At 45.3% G+C, this 15,124-nt stretch carries 15 protein-coding genes; 6 read left to right on the top strand and 9 right to left on the bottom strand.

The features are described 5' to 3' along the window. Positions 1-42: 42 nt before the first annotated feature. From GJU82_RS04960 to GJU82_RS04930, 7 genes are all read right to left on the bottom strand, one after another. A complete protein-coding gene (locus GJU82_RS04960) occupies positions 43-645 on the bottom strand; it encodes an FmdE family protein (protein WP_153631136.1) in 603 nt (200 codons plus the stop codon). Positions 646-692: 47 nt separating this feature from the next. Then, the gene (locus GJU82_RS04955) at positions 693-1,682 is read right to left on the bottom strand and encodes a porin (RefSeq protein ID WP_194830968.1); all 990 of its coding nucleotides are present in this window, start codon (positions 1,680-1,682) and stop codon (positions 693-695) included. Between the two features lie 13 nt (positions 1,683-1,695). Beyond that, positions 1,696-2,448 (bottom strand): sulfite exporter TauE/SafE family protein, encoded by a 753-nt coding sequence (locus tag GJU82_RS04950; protein ID WP_194830967.1) that lies wholly within the window; start codon positions 2,446-2,448, stop codon positions 1,696-1,698. A 49-nt stretch (positions 2,449-2,497) separates the two neighbouring features. Continuing rightward, on the bottom strand, positions 2,498-3,088 hold the full coding sequence (locus GJU82_RS04945; protein ID WP_153631133.1) for a TetR/AcrR family transcriptional regulator: 591 nt from the start codon (positions 3,086-3,088) through the stop codon (positions 2,498-2,500). A gap of 342 nt (positions 3,089-3,430) precedes the next feature. Further along, positions 3,431-4,474 (bottom strand): permease, encoded by a 1,044-nt coding sequence (locus tag GJU82_RS04940; RefSeq protein WP_153631132.1) that lies wholly within the window; start codon positions 4,472-4,474, stop codon positions 3,431-3,433. A gap of 126 nt (positions 4,475-4,600) precedes the next feature. Beyond that, positions 4,601-4,840 (bottom strand): thioredoxin family protein, encoded by a 240-nt coding sequence (locus GJU82_RS04935; RefSeq protein WP_153631131.1) that lies wholly within the window; start codon positions 4,838-4,840, stop codon positions 4,601-4,603. Between the two features lie 74 nt (positions 4,841-4,914). Then, the gene (locus tag GJU82_RS04930; RefSeq protein WP_153631130.1) at positions 4,915-5,223 is read right to left on the bottom strand and encodes a helix-turn-helix transcriptional regulator; all 309 of its coding nucleotides are present in this window, start codon (positions 5,221-5,223) and stop codon (positions 4,915-4,917) included. A gap of 164 nt (positions 5,224-5,387) precedes the next feature. On the opposite strand from GJU82_RS04930, the gene GJU82_RS04925 reads away from it, so the two are divergent. The 5 genes from GJU82_RS04925 (at position 5,388) to GJU82_RS04905 (ending at position 10,786) form a co-directional block, all read left to right on the top strand. Beyond that, entirely contained in the window at positions 5,388-6,470 is a 1,083-nt protein-coding gene (locus GJU82_RS04925; protein ID WP_153631129.1) for a mechanosensitive ion channel family protein, read from the top strand. Between the two features lie 24 nt (positions 6,471-6,494). Next, positions 6,495-7,247, top strand: a complete 753-nt coding sequence (locus GJU82_RS04920; RefSeq protein ID WP_153631128.1) for an NAD-dependent deacylase — start codon at positions 6,495-6,497, stop codon at positions 7,245-7,247. Positions 7,248-7,466: 219 nt separating this feature from the next. After that, positions 7,467-8,213, top strand: a complete 747-nt coding sequence (gene fabG / locus GJU82_RS04915) for a 3-oxoacyl-[acyl-carrier-protein] reductase (protein ID WP_025865997.1) — start codon at positions 7,467-7,469, stop codon at positions 8,211-8,213. Positions 8,214-8,321: 108 nt separating this feature from the next. Next, the gene (locus tag GJU82_RS04910) at positions 8,322-8,822 is read left to right on the top strand and encodes a PfkB family carbohydrate kinase (RefSeq protein WP_153631127.1); all 501 of its coding nucleotides are present in this window, start codon (positions 8,322-8,324) and stop codon (positions 8,820-8,822) included. Between the two features lie 62 nt (positions 8,823-8,884). Then, entirely contained in the window at positions 8,885-10,786 is a 1,902-nt protein-coding gene (locus tag GJU82_RS04905) for a SpoIIE family protein phosphatase (protein ID WP_153631126.1), read from the top strand. 8 nt (positions 10,787-10,794) lie between these two features. Here the strand turns inward: GJU82_RS04905 and GJU82_RS04900 are convergent, their stop codons facing one another. Together GJU82_RS04900 and GJU82_RS04895 are read right to left on the bottom strand one after the other, a co-directional pair. After that, positions 10,795-12,576 carry an SLC13 family permease gene (locus GJU82_RS04900; protein WP_228488571.1) on the bottom strand — a complete coding sequence of 594 codons (1,782 nt, stop codon included), beginning with the start codon at positions 12,574-12,576 and terminating at the stop codon, positions 10,795-10,797. 144 nt (positions 12,577-12,720) lie between these two features. After that, positions 12,721-13,416 carry a porin family protein gene (locus GJU82_RS04895; RefSeq protein ID WP_153631124.1) on the bottom strand — a complete coding sequence of 232 codons (696 nt, stop codon included), beginning with the start codon at positions 13,414-13,416 and terminating at the stop codon, positions 12,721-12,723. 164 nt (positions 13,417-13,580) lie between these two features. Between GJU82_RS04895 and GJU82_RS04890 the strand changes: the two genes are divergently transcribed. Then, positions 13,581-15,044: an aminoacyl-histidine dipeptidase gene (locus tag GJU82_RS04890; protein ID WP_153631123.1), complete on the top strand. Its 1,464-nt coding sequence runs from the start codon at positions 13,581-13,583 to the stop codon at positions 15,042-15,044. Positions 15,045-15,124: the final 80 nt, after the last annotated feature.

Here is a 15,124-nt window from a genome sequence, read left to right as displayed (position 1 = left end):
ATTAAGCTGCAATAAGCAGGAGAACAACAACGTAAGGAATCTTTACTTGTTTAGGCAATCGATGCAAACCTTCTTATCGCCCTTAATGCGGCCATATTCGGTAACGGTCATTTCTCCGCACTCCTCGCAAACAAAACCATTGAAGCTGTCCTTCTTAGGTTCAAGCTTGTATTCAAAAATGGGTGAAACGGAGAATAACTTCTCATCTGGCGCACTCATTACACTGATAACCAAGGGGTCAACTACTTCGGCTGGCACCGTACTAGCGGGCTTGCCAACCATACGGTAGTCAGTAAAGAAAGAAGACTTCTTATTGTTAAGCATGGCTTCTGCAGTTGGTGTTACTCTTACAGCCCTGCCAGTGGCACGCTCAACAACGGTAACAGCCCACTTCCCCTTGTGGGTTTTCTTAATATTCCCCTTGCCAAAGGTGGTTCCGAGTATTACCTGCAAACCATCGCCATAGCAGGTGGCACAATGGTCATCACCCAGGTCAACTAAAGCGATGAGTTGTCCGTCGTGGGCGCGTTCAACGCCCAGTGCGTTCATGGCGGCTGCACCAACGCGCAGTCCCATAGGCATGGCCGGACATTTGTGTCCGTGAAACTTTTGCCCGAATTCGAGCCATTCTTGTGGATTGATCATGATGTTGAATTTTAAGTTTGACAATTCGCTATTATACAGTTCTCCTTCTACCGAAAGAGTAACTGCAGTTGGATATTGGCCGAATAAACCGGATCCTGATTCAGGTCGCGGCATTTAAAATCGGCCATCAATTTTGTTTTTTCTGTAATGAGGTAGTTGAATCCCAGTCCATACCAGGGCTGATCCGATGTCGCGGAATTCAAGTCCGTGTATTTCTCGGTAAAAGCGGTGAGCTGGTAATGGGTATTGAAATCGTACCAGCCCAGCAGGTAATAACCATCTGCTTTGCCACTGTTCAGTAGCGCTTGAATATATTCAGCCTGCAGCTGGAAATGGTTGCAATGGAGCAATGCCTCTGCACCCCAGCGGAAATCGTCCCCGGAGAGGAGTGAGTCGGCGGCATAAATGGTCGGCAGGCTCATTTGCGTGATGTTCCGGTACGCTACCGAACCTCCAAGGGTAATATCGGATTGCCGATCGAAACGGAATTTCCGGTTTAACCGTGATGTCACCAACAGGGAGTTGTTATTATGCCCGGGTTTGTCTGTGTTTCCGTTGAACAGCCCGATACTGGCGTGCCACGGTTGGCCGGATTGGCTGTAAAGGTATTCCAGTCCAATCATCCGGGCTCCGTACTTCGGATTCAGATTCAGCGCATTGATGACCGATGCCCGTTCTAAAACCGGAACCTGGTAATCAGGTTGCATGCGTTGCAGCATGAAATAGGGAACAAAACGTCCCAGCCGGAACAATCCGTTATCTTTTAAATGAATATCCGCCAGCGCGTCCTGGAAGATGAAATTCTGATCCTTGTACGACCGGTACACCACCTGCAGCTTGTAGCTGATGAAATTGACTGTAGGTACATCGCCTTTGAGCCAGAGTTTGGCCCGCCGGACCATGAACCCCGAGGTGGTATTCAGGTTACTGGAAAAACGGGTTTGAATGTAGCCGTTCCACTGCGGAGCTTTGTTTTCCTGTGCCTGAACGGTCATGGTTACCAAAAGCAGCAGAACTACTAATCTAAATATCTTCATGAGACTGTTCATTTTAGTGGAGGGCACCATACACCATTTTCGAGGAAATCAGCAACAAAACGATGGCATAGACCACCTTTACCTGTTTCGATTTTGCCTTCTGTGTCATGTACCGTCCGCCCAGCTGCGAACCGATAATAACGGCGATGACGACAATGATGGTCAAAGGCCAATTCATGTGTCCTTGCGAAACGTGGCCCAGGTATCCCGATATGGAAGAGAAGGTAACCACAAAGGCTGTGGTGGCAGCCGCTTCTTTGGTTTTGTAGCCCATCATCATAAGGATAGGGGCAATGATGAATCCGCCGCCCAGTCCGAGCATGCCACCAACGAAGCCGGCAAAACCACCAACGAAGAACCCGATGATGCTTCGCTTCTTCATGGACATCATCTGGTCCGGATCGGCCATCCTGGATGCATATATCATGCGAATAGCTGCCGCGACAACCATGATGGCAAACAAGATTTTTAACATAGCTACAGGTACTTTATCGCTGGTCATGGCTCCAATGGGGGAGGCAATAAGTGCTGTTGCCGCCATAACGGCGCCGCCTTTCCAGTCGACCATCTTTTTCCGTGCAAACGGAATGAGTACCAAACCCGTGTTTAAGCCATTCAACAGCAAACCGAGCGGAATAGCAACGGAGACCATATCGAAACCAGCCCAGTTCAAAACCGGTACGTACACCATTCCTCCGCCAAGGCCCAGCATGGCGAAAATGAATGATGCTACCGCGATGATGAAAAAAACAATTCCGTATAACATGATTCCAACTTTTAAGTAAGCGTTTACTTACAATAAGAAGTAAAAAAAATTACCGTTTCAATAATTTAAGCATAAGACTCAGCATCTTCTTGCAGAAATTGTCGACGTATGACTCTCCACCGTTGAGAATGAGCTCAATGTTAAGTGATACCGGAATACCCATGTACAGCATAGCGAGATTTTCAACGGGTATCTCTTCATCCCAGGTCCCTTCAGCAATTCCGTCAAGAAAGATTTTGCTAACCAGTGATTTCTGGTTATTGAAGATTTGGCGAAGCGTTGATTTCAGTTGTTCGTCATTATTGTGTGATGCCTCAGAAAAGAGGAGCATGGTGATGCCTTTGTTGTCAGTGAGATACTGAACGGTTGAACAAATGAACTTTTGCAAGCGCTCTTCCGGTTCCAGTGATGAGGTGGCAATCCTTCGCAGCTGCCCGATAAAATCGGTTTGTACATCGTTGATAATCGATAGTATGATGTCTTGCTTGGTAGCAAAGTGGCGGAAGATGGCCCCTTCGCTCATGCCAATGCGTTTGGCCAGGTTGCGGGTCGACAGGTTCTTCAGTCCATCTGTATAGATGATGTCGAGTACTGCCTGCTTGATTTGTAATTGCCGTGTTTCGCTGTTCTGCCGTTCCATGGCTTATATGTAAGTAATCGCTTACAAAATTAATTCTTTTGTGGGAAATGCAAACGTTTTGGAAATTATTTTTTGCGGGTTTTGCGAAAATATTTGCGCTTTTTGCGTGAACCTTTTTAACCACTAAGAACACTAAGATTTACACAACGGACACAAAGAAAAGCCACCTCGAAGCCGAACAACAGGAGGAAGGCAAAAGGAAAAGGTAAAAAGCACAAGGCGAAGTCCTGACCGTTGCGTCGGGGGTCTAACGTCTTCATTCTAACAACAGGAAAAAGGTTAAAGGCAAAAGGAAAAAGGAAAGTCGAAAGTTGTGCTAACCTGTAACCTGTATCCGTTTTTCTACATCACATGGTTGAAGACGGACCCGACCACCAGTATCCCAACGGCAACAATGCCGACAAAGACCGAAATCAATTGCCATTTAAGCACTTTTTTCAGAATGATGATCTCCGGAAGGGAAAGGGCAATCACTGACATCATGAAAGCGAGCGCCGTACCGAGCGAGACACCTTTCTCCAGCAGCACACTCACAATGGGAATGATTCCGGCGGCATTGGAATACATCGGCACACCGAGCAAGATGGCTACCGGAACGCCATACCATTTTTGGTTGCCTAACAGGGAACCGAGAAAGTTTTCAGGCACATAACCGTGGGCACCGGCTCCGACAGCAATACCAATGAGGATGTAAATCCAGATTTTACCGACAATTTCTTTTACCGCTTCGTACCCCGATTGGATTCTTTCCTGAAAAGGTACACGTCCTTCTGCATCTTCATTGTGGCCGGCTTTTACTTCATAAACCCATTTAGCCACATACTTCTCCAGGCCCAGTTTCCCCAGTATCCAACCCGCCAGGATGGCAATGATGAGGCCTGTTCCCACGTAGATAAGGGCTACTTTCCAGCCAAACATTCCAATCAACAATACTACCGCCACTTCGTTGATCATCGGAGCGGCAATAAGGAATGAGAAGGTGACACCCAGTGGCACTCCCGCTTCAACAAAGCCCAGGAACAACGGGATAGCGGAACAGGAGCAAAATGGAGTAACAATTCCCAGCAGCGAAGCCAGGATGTTGCCGGTAAACAAGGATTTTCCTTCCAGGATTTTCCGGGTTTTTTCCGGAGTGAAATACGTTCTTACAATGCCGACGACAAAGATGATGAGTACTAATAACAACAGCACTTTGGGTACCTCGAAGATGAAGAAACGCAGGGTTTCTGTCAGGCGCTTGCCAGTAGCCATTCCAAACACATCATTGATGAAAAAATCGGCTACATGCTTCAGCTGCCAGTAAAGAACAATCCACAGGGGTAGCAAGATGGCCGGAAACAACCAGCCATGCATGTTCCGGTTGAGTGTAAGTACTTTTTCTTTCATCGCTCTGTCAAACAAAAAATTATGCCTGTAATTACTTAACTGCAACAACAGCAGGTAGCCGGATCATTGCTGATTTTTAGCATGGCGTTAATGTCTCCGGAGCAGCATTTTTCGGTGATTTTGTGGTTATTGATTTTGGGTTAGTAGTTCTTTTAGTTCCTTAACCGACGGTACTTTCCCTTTTACAACTACTTTTCCATCAACCACCAGTGCCGGTGTCGTCATAACGCCCATTTTCATGATTTCCACGATGTCTTCCACCTTGGAGACCGTAGCATCCAATCCGGCCCCGGCAACAGCCTCATTGGTTGCTTTTTCCAATGCCCGACATTTGGGGCAACCCGTTCCCAGGACTCTAATATCCATATGGATGGGTTTTACGTTCTGAAAATCCATTGATTTTTGGTTTTAGTTCGTTGTTCGCAAAAATACGAACAATGTCACTCTTTCCAAAACTTTTCGAACAGGATTTGCGCTTCTGACCAATTTTCCCGGTTCAGGCAGTATTTAATCCTGGGCGCTTCAATTTCTCCCTGGATGAGGCCGGCATCTTTCAGCTCTTTCAGGTGCTGGGAGAGGGTAGACTTGGCAATGGGAAGTTCCTCGGAAAGGTCGCCGCTGTAGCAGCACGACTGGCGCGAAAGGAGTTCGAGAATATAAATACGCACCGGATGTCCCAGTGCTTTGGCGATTCGGGCTAACCGGTGCTGGTCTTCCGTAAAGATATCTTTGATCAGGTTCTCTTTCATCTTCACTAAATAACTAGTTGTTCGTAAAAATACGGACAAACTTCAGGATTCAAAACAGCAGCTCGATTTGCTGTGTGAAACTTTTCTTAATTATCCCGGTAATATTTTTGTCGGGAAAACAATATCGTCATAGATTGTTTACTTTAGTAGAAAGACTATCCGTTATGTTTGATAATGACTACCTGAATATTTTAATACTAATTGCCGGACTTATTGTGGGCTTCTTTGGAGCTCATCTGATCATCCGCCTGGTGAAACATCAATTACACGATAAGAAATATGCCGGATGGATACAGACCCTGACGAAAATTACGCGTCCGCTTACCTTTCTAACTGCATTACTGGTGTTGTTGTCCATTCAACCATTGATGGATTTTGGAAAAAAACTGCCGTTCGATTTGCAACATCTTTTCACGCTTCTTACCATATTCCTGGTTACATGGCTAATTATTAATGCCATTCGAAGTATCCGCATCGTGTTGCTTCGTCGATATAATTTAGATACGAAGGATAATCTGAAAGCACGAAAGATGCACACCCAGCTTCGGGTTTTCGAACGCCTGCTCATTGCCGTGGTGTTGGTAATCGCGATTGGCATCGCCCTGATGAGTTTCGATAAGATTCATAAAATCGGTGTGAGTTTACTGGCTTCGGCCGGAATTGCCGGTATCATTATTGGTTTTGCTGCGCAGAAAAGTATTGGTTTGATACTGGCTGGTTTTCAGATTGCCATTACACAGCCCATTCGCCTGGAAGATGTGGTGATTGTAGAAAATGAATGGGGTTGGATTGAAGAAATTACCCTGACATATGTAGTTGTTCGAATATGGGATAAACGGCGGCTCATCCTTCCGATTAGTTATTTTATCGAGAAACCGTTTCAAAACTGGACCAGAACGACAGCAGAAATTTTGGGTACGGTTTTCATTTATGTTGATTACCGTTTCCCGGTAGAAAAAATGCGGGAGGCGTTAACCGAAATTCTGAAGAAAACCGATTTGTGGGATGGACAGGTTAATGTGCTTCAGGTAACCGATGCCAAAGAACAAACACTGGAATTGCGGGCACTAGTGAGTGCAATTGATTCGCCTACTGCATGGGATTTGCGGGTTTTGGTACGAGAGAAGTTGGTGGAATTTGTACAAAAGAACTATCCTGAATATCTTCCGCAAACACGTATTTTATTTTCCGAACAGACGAACAATCCGGCGAAGGATACGCCGGAATCCAAAGTAGAAAAATCTTGACTTAACCCCCTTGAATATTTTAAGATGACAGATTATCTGGATAAAGCTGCCCGGCTCATCAGAGAGTCGGGTCAGACTGTAGCGTTTACGGGAGCCGGTATTTCCGTTGAGAGTGGAATTCCTCCCTTTCGGGGGAAAAACGGGCTCTGGAGCCGTTATGATCCCCAAATACTCGATTTGGACTATTTTTATTCGAATCCCCATGATTCGTGGGTGAAAATTAAAGAGATATTTTATGATTTTTTCGGGACAGCGCAACCGAACCCGGGACACATCGCATTGGCCGGACTGGAACAACAAGGCTGGCTGAAAAGTGTGATCACGCAAAACATCGATAACCTGCACCAGGAAGCCGGAAGCCAAACGGTATGGGAGTTTCATGGGAATTCGCAATGGGTGGTTTGTCCGCAATGTGGAGCCCGTCACTTTGCTTCTGAGATTGATATGAGTGAACTTCCGCCGCGTTGCCACGAAGATGGTTCGGTGCTGAAGCCCGATTTCATTTTCTTTGGCGAAGGAATTCCGCGTGAAGCGTATAATCAATCGTTCGAAGCAGCACGAAAAGCGGAAGTCATGCTGGTAGTAGGCACTACTGGCGAGGTTATGCCGGCCTCAATGGTTCCATACGAAGCAGCGCGAAACGGAGCGACCATTATCGAAATTAATCCTGAAACAACACCTTTTACCAATCAGATTACCCATGTTTTCCTGGAGGGAAAAGCAGGTGAGGTGCTTCCGGAATTATTGCACCGGGTAAGACAACAGACAGCCGATTGAATTTTCAACGCGTAGGTTCGAATTTTACCGTAAAATGCAATTTTGGGCGAAATATGGATGAATTTATCCTGAGAAATGACTGTTTGAAAATTCATCCTTGGGAAAGATTTATATTTTTGTTTCTCGTTAACAAAATCCGGCCGGAAAAATAGCGTTGGTTATATTCCTGGTAGGAGATGTGGGCATTACTGATGACCATTTAAGTAAACTATACAACACATGAAACTTTTAGAAGGAAAAACTGCCATTGTTACCGGCGCTGCCCGGGGAATCGGAAAAGCGATTGCACTGCGTTTTGCTCAGGAAGGTTGCAATATCGCTTTTACCGATTTGGTGATCAATGAAGCTGCTGAAGCAACCGAAAAAGAGATTGCTGCTTTGGGTGTCAAAGTAAAAGGCTATGCATCCAATGCTGCCAATTACGAGGAAACTCAGGCTGTTGTTAAGCAAATTGCCGATGATTTTGGCCGCATTGACGTCCTGGTGAACAATGCCGGAATCACGAAAGACGGTGCATTGAAACGAATGACCGAAGACCAGTGGGATGCGGTAATCGCCGTGAACCTGAAATCCGTATTCAACTTTACCAAAGCAGTTCAGCCAGTCATGTGGAAACAGGCTTCGGGTAGTGTTATCAACATGAGCTCGGTGGTTGGCGTTTCGGGAAATGCGAACCAATGTAACTATTCTGCGTCGAAAGCAGGAATCATTGGTTTTACCAAATCTGCAGCCAAAGAAATGGGTTTACGCGGCATCAGGCACAATGCTGTTGCTCCCGGATTCATTATTACCGAAATGACGGGTGTTCTTCCGGAAGACGTTAAGAAATCATGGGAAGCACAAATACCTATGCGTAGAGGTGGAACTCCGGAGGATGTAGCCAATACCTGCGTTTTCTTTGCGTCCGATCTCTCATCGTATGTAACAGGCCAGGTGGTTAATGTTTGTGGCGGAATGAATACCTGATACGAAAAAATATGTTTTTAATACAGTTTAGGAAGGTCGTCATAATTGGCGGCCTTTTTATTTTCTATATTCGCGGCTGAATTTTAATTGTCTCATTTTTATTACATCATGAAAGGCTTATTCTTAGGCTTGACCACGATAGATATTCAGTATATTATTGATCAGTTTCCTGCACCTGACAGTAACGTCAAATCGCCCGGTGCGCCCGATATCCTGGTAGGTGGGCCAGCGACCAACGCTGCTGTCACTTACTCTCATTTGGGAGGAAGGGCCCATTTGGTTTCGGCTTTTGGTCAAAATGCTTTTAACCCCTTTTTACAGGAAGAGTTACGCAAATTCAACATCGAACATCGCGATTTAGCGGCTTATCTTGAGGAAAAGCCCGTAATTGCCTCGGTTGTAACAACGTCGGACAATGGCGATCGGACCATCTTTACCAATCAGCCGGCTGATTATGATATCAGTTTTGATAGTCGAGGATTAATGGAGGAAAATCAGTTCGATTTCGTGCTTCTCGACGGCTTTTATATGCAGAAAGCACATGAAGTAGCTTGTGAGGCCGGACGACGCGATATTCCTGTCAATATTCCGGAACACGCGTGTGGATGAAGTGAATATAATTTGAAGTTGATTTTGATTTTCATAATTTTAGAGAAGTCAATTGGATTTCTATGAAAAATCAAAATATTGCTTTTCACCTAAGTTTCTACCTGTTGCTGGCTGGTTTTACCCTAACCATGCTGATTGTAGCCATTGGTTATCGTTTTACACGCGACACCATTCTTGACGGTTTATCTGACCGGGCCCAAACAGTTACACATTCCGCTTCCCTGTTGGTGAACGATGCAGTTGTACATGCCCGTAAATCGGCAGAAATCATTGCATCGGGTACGAAACAGATGAAAAGTGATGAAGAGTTGGATGATTTGCTGAACCTGGTATTGAAAACAAATCCTCATCTCGAAGCTGTTCAGTTGAAGGAATATCCCAATAGTACAGAAGAAGTTAACCACTTTTTTTACCGGAAAGACTCACTTATTCTTCGTGCAAGCGACGATTTACCCATGTGCAATCAACTCCGGAATTGGTATCATAAGGTACTAATCTCTGGTAAGCCGGGATGGTCGGAACCATTTTTGGCGGATGGTCATGAGATGCAATGTATTGCTTACGCTATTCCGTTCCGTGTATTAAAGCACGGGACAGAGGTGCAGGCCATTGCCTGTGCAGTGATGTCGCTGGAAGATATTTATAATGAACTTGCGGGAATAAAGATTTATAAAACCGGATTTCCGATTCTTTTTTCTTCCGAAGGGAAAGTAGTCTATCATCCGCAAGTGGCCTTTCTAAATGAAAATGTGGATACGCTTAGCCATTGTTTTTCGCTGGGCGATCTCAGTAAGATAAAACGAATTATTTCACGTGGTGTTGGCGGAAAGATGCTGTTAAATCCGGTTTGCTATGGCGGGCGACGTGCTACGGCTGTTTACTGGCCGGTTACCGAAAATGGCTGGCTGATGATGGTTTTGGTTCCCTATTCTGAATTGCTGGGAGAGTTGCGTAAAGTGATTATTATGGTCATGTTTTTAGTGCTGATAGGAACCGGTGTGATGGTCTCAGTCACCATTCTTCTTTCCCGCTCGGTGACTACTCCTATAACCCAATTGGCTAATGAAGCGCGACGGATTCTGGAGGAAGAGGGTGATCCGGTGGAAGTAGCAGGAAATGAATTTGATATGCTGTCCGGGGGGCTTGCCCACATGAAGCAGCGCATAGATAATTACCAGGCGAGGTGGGTTCAGAGCCGGCGCGATCAGGAAGAATTGGATCGGGAACTGGAGCTGGCACGTTCCATCGAAATGAGTATTGTACCATCCAGATTTCCCATTTTCCCCGATAGGAAAGAGTTTGATTGCTTCGGAAAACTCATCCCGGCCCGCTCGGTGGGAGGCGATTTGTTCGATGTGTTCTTCCTCGACGATGATAAATTGTGTATTTCCATCTGCGATACGCTCGGTAAGGGCATTCCGGCTGCCATGTTTTCGGTAATGACGCGAACATTAATGCGGGGAATTGCCAATGCTGATATAAAGGTCAGTCGCATTATGGAGCGCCTGAATGAAGAGCTATGCTCTGATGCTGAGTCGGATATGTTTGTAACTGTGTTCCTCTCTGTTTTGGAAATATCGACCGGGACCTTTACTTACTGTAATGCCGGCCATCCGCATCCATATCTGCTCAGGAGAGATGGCTCTGTGGAAGAGTTGCCACATTCACATGGTATCCCGGTAGGTGTAATGCCCCGTCAAACGTTTGATGAGACGAAGATGGTTTTCAAACCAGGCGAAATGCTGATTGCTTATACCGATGGTGTAACCGAAGAGAATGATGTAGGCGGAAAAATGTTTGGTCAGGATCGTCTGCGCTATGAGATTGCCCGGATTGGAATGACGGAACCGGAAGAGATGGTGGAACGCATTTTAGATGCGCTGCTCTCTTTCCGTGGACGGCTTGAACAACGCGACGATACCACCCTGTTGGCTGTTAAGTATCATGGCGCTATCCGGAAATGAATAAGGAATTAACGCAGATATGTGATACCCAAAATGGTTATGGTGGTGGCCATGTACAGCAAGGTCAGCGGAAATCCAATCTTAAAGAAATCGCGGAATGAATAACCTCCTGGTCCATATACCATCAGGTTGGTCTGGTAGCCGATGGGTGTCATGAAGTTGGCTGCGGCAGCAAAAGCTACTACCAGGATAAAAGGTTGCGGTGGCAAGCTCAGATTTGATGCCATGGTTAACGAAATGGGGAATATAAGCGCGACGGCTGCTTTGTTGGTTATCAAGTTGGCCAGCAGCGAGGTTATCAGGTATATTCCCGCCAGAAGGGCTACTTTCCCGAACGGTAAGAAGATAGAGATAAGACTATTCGCCAGCATTTCGGCAACGCCGGTTTTCAACATGGCGGTTCCCAGCGCAAGGGACAATGCGATGACCATGGCGAGTTCATAATCGATACTCTTGGGAATATCCTTCGGTGAATAAATCTTGAGTATGTTGATGAGAATAATGAGTACCAACAGCGAGGTGAATAATGGCACCAATCGCAAAGCTGCGAGTAAAATAGCCAGTCCGGTTCCACCGAAAAGAACAAAATACTGCCATTTTTCGAGTTTTCTGAAAGCTTTGACTTTTGAGATGTAGTAAAAGTCGAGTGTGCCGGACGAACGGCTTTCGAAGTTTTTTCCTACAAAGAGCAAAAGAACGTCACCCGCTTTTAGTTTTTGGAAAGTAATCTTACCCGAAATTCGTTCCCCGTTACGGTGAATAGCAATAATCGCCGAGTCGTAACGTCCCCGGAAATTAGCTTCCATAACGGTTTTCCCGATAAGGGAGGAGTTGTGCGAAATAACTACTTCTACCACTTCACTCTTTTTGCTGTACTGCAACGAGCCAAGTGTCGGGAATGAAAGGCCTGAGTCCGTTTGTGTGATAATATCAGCAATGGTTTCGGTATCACCGGCAAATACCAACTGGTCGTGTACACGAAGTTGTGTGTTGAGAGAAATGGCCGGAATGCGTTCATTATCGCGAATTAACTCTACCAGGTACAATCCTTTCAGTCTGTCGAGGTTTTCATTCCGGATATCTTTCCCCGCAAGGGGCGAACCCTCATTAATTTGTGTTTGTAGAATATATTCCCTGTTCCTTGTACGAAACTGCGACATCGCATCTTTTCGATCGGGAAGTAATTTCTTTCCAAAAAGCATCAGGTAGGCAATTCCAATAATGGCCATGGCGGCACCTACCGGGAAAAAGTCAAACATATCAAGTGAGGGTAATCCCGGAATAATTTCCTGGTCAAGGACCATCCCATTTACGATTAGGTTGGTAGAGGTGCCAATCAATGTGGCACAACCGCCTAGAATGGCTGCATACGAGAGTGGAATCAGCAATTTGGACGGGGAGGTGTTGTTGCGTTTACTCCAATGGTGCACATAGGGCATCATGATAGCGACCAACGGTGTATTATTCAGAAAAGCGGAGAATCCGGCCACAAGCGGCATCATGCGAATCATAAACCCTTTGTAGCTTTTGGCGCCTTTAAATACTTTATCAAAAATCATTTCCATGATGGGTGTTTGCCGGATGATATCTCCGAGCAAAAGAAGCAACAGGATAACGACCAGTTGTACATTCGCAAACCCACTGAGGATTTCAGCTGGGGTTAAAATGCGGGAAACGCCCAATACAGAGATGGCAATAACAAAAGTAAATGATGGTCCGAGTATCTCAAAATACAGGGATATCAGTATGAATGCCAGGACAACAAATACTATGAGTACTTCGTAATTCAAAATCCAGGTTCAGTTGATCTCACAAAATGTGAAGATATAATATTTTAACAATATGTAGTTGCCGGCTTTTCTTTTTCGGGATCGTTAGCAAAAGAAACGGCCGGAGTAGTTCCGGCCGCTGTATTTCTTATATGAAATGTCTTCTTAGAATAGTCTGATACCCAGTGATAAGGTCAGCGTGTTGCCTTTGTTTTTAAATCCGATTAGGGTTGGATCGTCGTTTGAAACACCTTCTGAAACATTGGTCAATGCCCAGGCATAACGAACATCAAACGACAACATGGCTACATCAACACCGGCACCCAATTGCCAGTCCCATGAATTGTTTTTGAAGTTATTCTGATCATACAGGCTGGGATCTACAGCAACACCATCTTGTTTGTTGAGTTTAATTTCGCTTCCATCCAAAATGAACGACATGGCCGGGCCCGTGAAAACATTAAGGGAAGCAACTTTCAGATCGAGTACCTTAACTCCCAGTAATATAGGAACCTGGATGGATTTTATATCCATATCCTGAGTGACAGCACCTTCAAGTCCGTTTTGCGTTGCTGAAGTAGGAATGGTATACGATGTTTTTCCCTTCTGAACGCTGTAAAGCAATTCGGGTTGCAGGAAAGTTTTTCCAAATTTTAATCGCAAAAAGGCACCTACATTGAAACCATTGGCGGCATCTTTTTTTAGATCACTTAAGCTGTAATTTTCAGCGCCCGCAATGGCATTGTCAGTAGTAATTTTTGTGGAGTTAATACTCCCCTTAATGCCAAAGCTAACCGGGAGTTGAGCAAACAGCGTGGTGGTCATGGCCACCAATGCAAATGACAGAAGTAGTCGTTTCATAAGATTAAAAATTAATGTTTGTAGAAATTGACGAATAAATTGTTCATGCTATTGTCTTGTGTCTTTATTTCTGCTTGCCAATTTAACTATTTTAACGGTTCATCCTCGGGATTCACTGTCGAATTTGTACTTTCGTTCCATTGCAAAACAAAAATACCAATTCAATGAGAACGTTAAATACCCTCTCTCCACAGCCTGTATGGGACTATTTCGAAGACATTTGCCAGGTTCCGAGGCCATCGAAAAAAGAAGGGCAGATTATCCAATTTCTGCTGGATTTTGCTGCAAAACATAATTTGGATGCCAAAACTGATGAAGCTGGAAACGTTGTAATCTCCAAGCCGGCTACTCCCGGAAAAGAAAAGGTAAAGCGGGTTATTCTGCAGTCACACATCGATATGGTGTGTGAGAAGAATTCCGATACCGAACATGATTTTGAAAAAGATCCTATTAAAGCCTACGTCGATGGGGACTGGGTGACCGCCGACGGTACGACACTTGGCGCAGATTGCGGAATTGGCATGGCCGCAGCGATGTCTGTTCTTACCGCGAAAGATTTTGAACATGGCCCCATTGAGAGCCTTTTCACGGTAGATGAAGAGACCGGATTGACCGGAGCTTCTGGCCTTCAACCCGGATTTCTGAACGGTTCCATACTGTTAAACCTCGATTCGGAGGACGAAGGCGAGTTATTCATCGGTTGTGCCGGAGGTGTCGATACAGTTGCCACGTTTAATTATCAGCCGGAAGCTTCTCCTGCCGGGATGTTTTCCGTCAAAATTTCGGTGACAGGACTATTAGGCGGCCATTCAGGCGATGATATTCACAAGGGCAGGGGGAATGCCAATAAAATCCTGAACCGGTTTATTTGGGAAGCTACACGGAAATACGGTGCTCGTCTGGCCTCGTTTGATGGAGGGAACTTACGTAACGCAATTGCGCGTGAAGCATTTGCTGTCGTATTGGCGCCTTCGGATAAAAAGGAACAATTAACAGCAGATTTTAATGTTTTCAGAGCAACGGTTCAGAATGAATTGTTAGTAACCGAACCAAAACTCAGATTGGATCTCCAAAGCACCGAAGCGGCTCCAACGGTAATGGATAAAGAAACTCAGCAGAAGTTACTTCAGGCGTTGTATGCCTGTCCGCACGGTGTACTTGGAATGAGTTTCCGTATGCCGGGCATGGTGGAAACATCAACGAACCTGGCATCGGTGAAATTTAAAGAAGGGAACAAGATTGAGGTAACGACCAGCCAACGTAGCGATTTAAACAGCGGCAAAGAGGATGCGGCTGCCATGGTTAAAGCCGTTTTCCAATTGGCCGGCGCCGAGGTCCAACATAGCGAAGGTTACCCGGGCTGGACACCTAATCCTGACTCTGAGATTATGGACATCACGCGTTCCGCTTACCATAAATTATTCAGTCAGGAGCCAATTATACGTTCGATTCATGCAGGTTTGGAATGCGGATTATTCCTGGAAAAGTATCCGTCGATGGACATGATTTCATTTGGACCGACCATCCGCGGGGCGCACTCACCTGACGAGAAGATTGAAATAGAAACAGTGAATAAATTCTGGGATTTGCTGGTTGAAGTACTGATTAAAATTCCGGAAGAGAAATAAGGAAACAATGTTGAATTCCTTTTCAACTTATCAATACTTTAACTAAGTCATGGTAATAATCTGAATAATAAAAGTGGTCA

It is taken from the genome of Prolixibacter sp. SD074, from assembly GCF_009617895.1.
Taxonomy (GTDB): Bacteria; Bacteroidota; Bacteroidia; order Bacteroidales; family Prolixibacteraceae; genus Prolixibacter.
Note: the sequence above shows the minus strand (reverse complement) of the source record. Positions and strands in the feature narration are given on the sequence as shown.